The organism is Providencia sp. JGM181 (assembly GCF_018257375.1).
Classification (GTDB): domain Bacteria; phylum Pseudomonadota; class Gammaproteobacteria; order Enterobacterales; family Enterobacteriaceae; genus Providencia; species Providencia lanzhouensis.
This window is the reverse complement of the sequence record NZ_JAERJY010000178.1, coordinates 1-6,052: the sequence shown is the minus strand read 5'-3', so window position 1 is coordinate 6,052 and position 6,052 is coordinate 1. Positions and strand designations below refer to the sequence as shown.

Annotated in this window: 6 protein-coding genes; all 6 read left to right on the top strand. The window is 44.3% G+C overall.

Translation table 11 applies throughout. The features are described 5' to 3' along the window. Positions 1–276: 276 nt before the first annotated feature. The 6 genes from sufA (at position 277) to sufE (ending at position 5,967) form a co-directional block, all read left to right on the top strand. Positions 277–645, top strand: a complete 369-nt coding sequence (gene sufA, locus JK188_RS15930) for a Fe-S cluster assembly scaffold SufA (RefSeq protein WP_036950521.1) — start codon at positions 277–279, stop codon at positions 643–645. A 16-nt stretch (positions 646–661) separates the two neighbouring features. Further along, a complete protein-coding gene (sufB, locus tag JK188_RS15925) occupies positions 662–2,161 on the top strand; it encodes a Fe-S cluster assembly protein SufB (RefSeq protein WP_036950424.1) in 1,500 nt (499 codons plus the stop codon). A 45-nt stretch (positions 2,162–2,206) separates the two neighbouring features. Beyond that, positions 2,207–2,953, top strand: a complete 747-nt coding sequence (gene sufC, locus JK188_RS15920; RefSeq protein WP_211885345.1) for a Fe-S cluster assembly ATPase SufC — start codon at positions 2,207–2,209, stop codon at positions 2,951–2,953. Further along, entirely contained in the window at positions 2,928–4,235 is a 1,308-nt protein-coding gene (gene sufD, locus JK188_RS15915; protein ID WP_211885346.1) for a Fe-S cluster assembly protein SufD, read from the top strand. Before sufC ends, sufD begins: the two co-directional genes overlap by 26 nt. 4 nt (positions 4,236–4,239) lie before the next feature. Next, positions 4,240–5,478 carry a cysteine desulfurase SufS gene (sufS, locus tag JK188_RS15910; protein WP_211885347.1) on the top strand — a complete coding sequence of 413 codons (1,239 nt, stop codon included), beginning with the start codon at positions 4,240–4,242 and terminating at the stop codon, positions 5,476–5,478. 72 nt (positions 5,479–5,550) lie between these two features. After that, positions 5,551–5,967, top strand: a complete 417-nt coding sequence (sufE, locus tag JK188_RS15905) for a cysteine desulfuration protein SufE (RefSeq protein WP_036950416.1) — start codon at positions 5,551–5,553, stop codon at positions 5,965–5,967. Positions 5,968–6,052 lie beyond the last annotated feature (85 nt).

Here is a 6,052-nt window from a genome sequence, read left to right as displayed (position 1 = left end):
CAATGAATGTGGTACTAAACCGAATATCACTTTATTAATTTGTGTTATTTTTATGTACTCAATAATACATAAAAAATATTATCATGAATGAGATTTATTTCTTAATTATTAATTGGTTAGATATTTCCATAAACTAAAATCCTGTCAGTAAACCGTTCTCATCGCTATAACCTCTTAAAACAAATGGTTGAAGTCATATGGGTAATCATTACCATGTCATATAGAGAAGAAATCGCTGATAACAGGCTGAAAAACCATAAGAAAAGTGAGGTCAATATGACTGGTGGTGTAGAAACATTTTCATTGGATGAAAATTCATGGCAGGGCGTCAGCCTAACCCCAAGTGCCGCTAAACAGATCAATAAGTTAGTTCTTCAAACACCGAATAGTAAAGGTCTATCCCTCGGCGTGAAACAGTCGGGATGTGCAGGTTTTGGATACGTCTTCGAGATGATTGAAAACCCAACCGATGACCACTTAGTGTTTGAACTCGATGGCGCACACTTGTATGTGCCTAAAAAAGCAATGCCATTCATTGATGGCACGGTAGTGGATTATGTCCAAGAAGGGCTTAACCATATTTTTAAATTTAATAACCCGAAAGCTCAACATGCCTGTGGGTGTGGTGAAAGCTTCGGCGTTTAACTTGTGAAGCTAGATTATGTCTCAGAGCAATGTAGAAGTTGGCGAAGATGTTCAAAGCTGGCTTGATGAAAAACGTTATAAAGAAGGCTTTTTTACCCAAGTTGCCACCGATGAGATGGCAAAAGGGCTAAATGAAGAGGTGGTTCGTGCTATTTCTGCGAAGCGTAATGAACCTGAGTGGATGCTGCAATTTCGTCTTGATGCCTTTAATCACTGGAAAGGCATGGAAGAGCCACACTGGCTGAAAGCCCATTATCCAAATTTGGATTACCAAGATTATAGCTATTATTCCGCGCCATCTTGCGGGTCGTGTGATGATGCCTGTGGTTCACAGCCAGGCGCGACACAATCAACAGGCGCTGCGGAAGAAGCGAATTACCTGACGAGCGAAGTTGAAGATGCCTTCAATCAGCTTGGTGTGCCTGTCCGTGAAGGGAGCAAAGTGGCGGTAGATGCGATTTTTGACTCCGTTTCTGTATCAACAACCTACCGTGGCGATTTAGCCAAGCACGGGATCATTTTCTGCTCGTTCAGCGAAGCTATTCAAGAATACCCTGAGCTGGTTCAAAAATATTTAGGTAGCGTCGTCTCGAGTCACGATAATTTTTTTGCTGCACTGAATGCAGCCGTGGCATCGGACGGAACTTTTGTTTACATCCCGAAAGGGGTGCGTTGCCCTATGGAGTTATCGACCTATTTCCGTATTAATGCGGCAAAAACAGGGCAATTTGAACGTACAATCTTAATTGCCGATGAAGGCAGTTATGTGAGTTACATCGAAGGGTGTTCAGCACCAGTGAGGGATAGCTATCAATTGCACGCAGCTGTTGTAGAAGTGATTATCCATAAAGATGCCGAAGTGAAGTACTCGACAGTTCAAAACTGGTTCTCGGGTGGTGATAGCGAAACGGGGGGAATTCTTAATTTCGTGACTAAGCGCGCCCTGTGCGAAGGGGAAAACTCTAAAATGTCATGGACACAATCCGAAACGGGTTCTGCCATTACGTGGAAATACCCAAGCGTGATTTTAAAAGGGGATAACTCTGTCGGGGAATTTTTCTCTGTCGCGCTGACCAACGGTAACCAACAAGCGGATACGGGAACCAAAATGATCCACATCGGCAAAAATACCCGCTCAACGATTATCTCAAAAGGGATTTCGGCAGGTAAAAGCCAAAATAGTTATCGTGGACTTGTCAAAATACTCCCGAGCGCCCATAACGCCCGTAACTTTACCCAATGCGACTCCATGCTGATTGGTACCCAATGTGGCGCTCATACCTTCCCATATGTGGAAGTGAAGAACAATACCGCGCAATTAGAACATGAAGCGACAACGTCGCGCATTGGTGAAGACCAGCTGTTTTATTGCTTGCAACGTGGGATCAGCGAAGATGACGCTATCTCAATGATTGTTAACGGCTTCTGTAAAGATGTTTTCTCAGAATTGCCACTAGAGTTTGCCGTTGAGGCACAAAAATTATTGGCTATCAGCTTAGAACACAGTGTGGGCTGATCCTAACCGAGTTTAGTTGCGCTTGAGCGCTAAAGGCATGTTGATATGTTAAGTATTAAAGATTTACATGTAAGTGTAGAAGGTAATGAAATCTTAAAAGGGCTGTCTCTGGATATTAAACCGGGGGAAGTTCATGCCATTATGGGACCAAACGGTTCGGGTAAAAGTACTTTGTCCGCAACCCTAGCAGGCCGTGAAGATTACCAAATTGATAGTGGTGAAGTGACATTCAACGGTAAGGATTTACTTGAGTTAGATCCAGAGGAACGCGCGGGCGAAGGGATTTTTCTTGCATTCCAATATCCGGTTGAAATTCCGGGCGTGAGTAACCAATTTTTCCTGCAAACGTCAGTGAATGCGGTGCGCGAATATCGTCAGCAAGAGGCGTTAGACCGCTTTGATTTCCAAGATTTTATCGAAGATAAAATCGAATTGTTGGATATGCCACAAGACCTGCTCACCCGTTCAGTTAACGTAGGTTTCTCTGGTGGCGAGAAAAAACGGAATGACATTTTACAGATGGCGGCGTTAGAGCCTAAGTTATGTATTTTAGATGAAACCGATTCGGGTTTAGATATCGATGCGCTAAAAATCGTCTCCAATGGCGTGAATTCACTACGTACACCAGAGCGTTCATTTATTATCGTGACCCACTATCAGCGCATTTTGGACTATGTAAAACCTGATTTTGTTCACGTCCTGTATCAAGGAAAAATCATCAAATCCGGTGATTTCAGTTTAGCGAAAAAACTGGAGGAGCAAGGCTATGGCTGGCTTATTGACCAACAGTGAAAGAGCGGAAAAACGCGCTGCGGTTGATGCTTTAAATCAGCAGGCAATGCGCCGTTTTGAAACGCTATATGAGCAAGGATTAGGTGGAAAATCTCAGCACGCACAAACCCATTGGAGCCTCGCTAAACACGTAGGGCTGCCCGCTTTTCGTCATGAAGACTGGCACTATACTCCGTTAAACAGCGTGTTAAATACCCACTACCGTTTTAGCTCGCAAGAACAGCAGGCACCGCTAAGTGACGCACTTGCATTAGCTATCAATGCCTATCGTGTTGTGTTGGTGGATGGACGCTACAATGCGGAACTGAGCTCTGTCGATACGGGGGAATTTCAAATTTCTCTGCTCGATAGCCAAGACTGGCTACCAGATGCGGTGAACAGCGAGATTTTCTTACATTTAACGGAATGCCTAGCGGCTCAACCGCTTATCATCCAGTTAGCTGCCAATAAAGTTGCGACTAAGCCACTCTATTTACTGAATATCTCCAGTGGTAGCCATGATCTAGAATCGATGAACATGAGCCAATATCGCTACCATTTGACACTGGGGAATAATAGCCAGTCTCAAGTGATTGAACACTTTATCAGCTTAGATGACCAACCGCATCTCACCGGAGGGCGTTTAACGGTCGAAGTGGGTGATAATGCTCAGTTTACCCATTTCAAGCTGATGACAGAAAATCCACAGGCGCAGCACTTTGCTCATAATGACATTGTGGTGGGGTGTGATAGCCAAGTGAAAAGTAGCAGCTTTTTATTAGGCGCAGGGCTAACCCGTCATCATACAAGTAGCCGTCTTGACGGTGAAAATACGGAGTTTGAGCTAAACAGCCTGTTGTTGCCGCAAGGTAATGAAATTGCCGACACACGCAGCTATCTTGAACATAATGCGGGTTATTGTAATAGTCGACAGTTGCATAAAGTGATCGCTATGGATAGCAGCAAAGCGGTATTCAACGGGATGATCAAAGTTGACCCTAATGCGCTGAAAACAGACGGTCAAATGACTAACAATACCTTATTGCTAGGTGAAAAAGCGGAAATCGACACGAAGCCTCAACTGGAGATCTATGCCGATGACGTGAAATGTGGTCATGGAGCAACGGTTGGGCGTATCGATGATGAGCAACTCTTTTATCTACGTTCTAGAGGGATTGATAGTCAAGCTGCTAAGCAGATGATTATCAATGCATTCGCAGCTGAGTTAACCGAATCGATTACTATCGATGGGTTAAAACAGGCGGTGATGGCGAGTATTCATCAACGTTTAGCGGAGGTGTAAACTGATGCCATTTGACGTTGAATCGGTCAGGCAGGATTTTCCTGCCTTAGCGCAATCCGTGAATAACCATTCATTGGTCTATTTAGATAGCGCGGCGAGTGCTCAAAAGCCTCAGCAGGTTGTGGATGCAGAGAGTCAATTTACGTTGCATCAATACGCGGCAGTGCACCGTGGGGTTCATACGTTAAGCGCGAATGCCACCACGCTGGTGGAAAATGTTCGCCAAAAAGCCGCGGATTTTTTGCATGCGGCTTCCCCTGAAGAGATAGTGTTTGTCAAAGGGACGACGGAAGGGATTAACCTTGTTGCTAATAGCTTTGGGCGCCAGTTTATCCAGCAAGGTGATAATATTATTATCACTGAAATGGAGCACCATGCGAACATTGTTCCTTGGGTTATGTTGGCGCAAGAGCGTGGTTTTGACGTCCGAATTCTGCCTATCCTTGAGGACGGTACCCTCGATACCACTCAGCTCGGACAACTCATCGATGCGCGTACAAAACTCTTCAGTTTCACTCATATTTCCAATGTGCTTGGTACCGTTAATCCGGTGAAAAAATTGATTTCACAAGCGCGTGAAATTTCAGAGCAGTATGGAAATAGGCTGGCTATCCTGGTAGATGGTGCGCAAGGGGCGATGCATCAACAGGTGGATGTACAAGCGCTAGACTGCGATTTTTATGTTTGTTCAGGTCATAAGCTATATGGACCAACAGGTATTGGGATCCTCTACGGCAAGAAGGCATTGCTTGAGAAAATGCCACCTTGGGAAGGGGGGGGGGCGATGATCCGCCAAGTCAGCCTGAAAAAAGGAGTCACATTTGCGGACATTCCATGGCGATTTGAAGCTGGCACCCCAAATATCAGTGGTATCATTGGGTTAGGCGCAGCTTTAGACTATCTCAATGAGTTAGGATTAAGTGAAACTTTTGCGTATGAAAAGCAATTGATGCAATATGCGACGGATTTGCTTAAGCAAGTGCCTTCCCTTCATTTATATGGGAATGACCAGCGTGAAGGCGTGATAGCCTTTAATTTAGGTGAACATCATGCATATGATGTTGGGGCATTTCTGGATAGATATGGGATTGCTATTCGTACTGGGCACCACTGTGCTATGCCATTAATGGAACATTATCAAGTTCCTGCGATGTGTCGGGCATCTATTGGTGTTTATACGACTAAGCAGGATATCGATGCTTTGTATAATGCGTTACTGCGTGTTAAACAATTACTTGGCTAGATACCGATGGTATATCGAAGTCACCGTATTGCAGCAAATAGAGATTGTAGCAGATAGAGAGAAGGAAATATTATGTCGGCGTTACCCGATGAAGCGAAGCTATTACGCAATTTTGCACGTTGCCAAGATTGGGAAGAACGCTATTTGTATATGATTGAACTGGGCGGGCGATTACCTGCGTTATCTGAAGCTCAACAGGTGGATGATAACTTGATAGCAGGTTGCCAAAGCCAAGTGTGGATTGATATGCAAAAACAACCGGATGGTCATGTTGTTCTTGCCGGAGATAGTGATGCCGCTATTGTTAAAGGGTTAGTGGCGATTGTGATTATTCTCTTTCAAGGAAAAACACCTGAACAGATCCTTGCTGTGGATGTAAAACACTTTTTCCAGCAATTGGCGCTTGAGCAGCATCTTACGCCTTCTAGGACTCAAGGTTTAAATGGCATGATCAAGTCGATTTTAGCGCGAGCTCACCAACTTCTTTAAGTACTCAGTGGGAAATTGTCAGAATTTCCCACACTTTTCTTTTCTTCCTATTATTCTTATTCTAGAAAATATACTTAAGTAACTC

Bases quoted from the DNA above. Each gene is read 5' to 3' on its own strand.
- sufA (WP_036950521.1), top strand. From the start codon at position 277: ATGACTGGTGGTGTAGAAACATTTTCATTGGATGAAAATTCATGGCAG.
- sufB (WP_036950424.1), top strand. From the start codon at position 662: ATGTCTCAGAGCAATGTAGAAGTTGGCGAAGATGTTCAAAGCTGGCTT.
- sufC (WP_211885345.1), top strand. From the start codon at position 2,207: ATGTTAAGTATTAAAGATTTACATGTAAGTGTAGAAGGTAATGAAATC.
- sufD (WP_211885346.1), top strand. From the start codon at position 2,928: ATGGCTGGCTTATTGACCAACAGTGAAAGAGCGGAAAAACGCGCTGCG.
- sufS (WP_211885347.1), top strand. From the start codon at position 4,240: ATGCCATTTGACGTTGAATCGGTCAGGCAGGATTTTCCTGCCTTAGCG.
- sufE (WP_036950416.1), top strand. From the start codon at position 5,551: ATGTCGGCGTTACCCGATGAAGCGAAGCTATTACGCAATTTTGCACGT.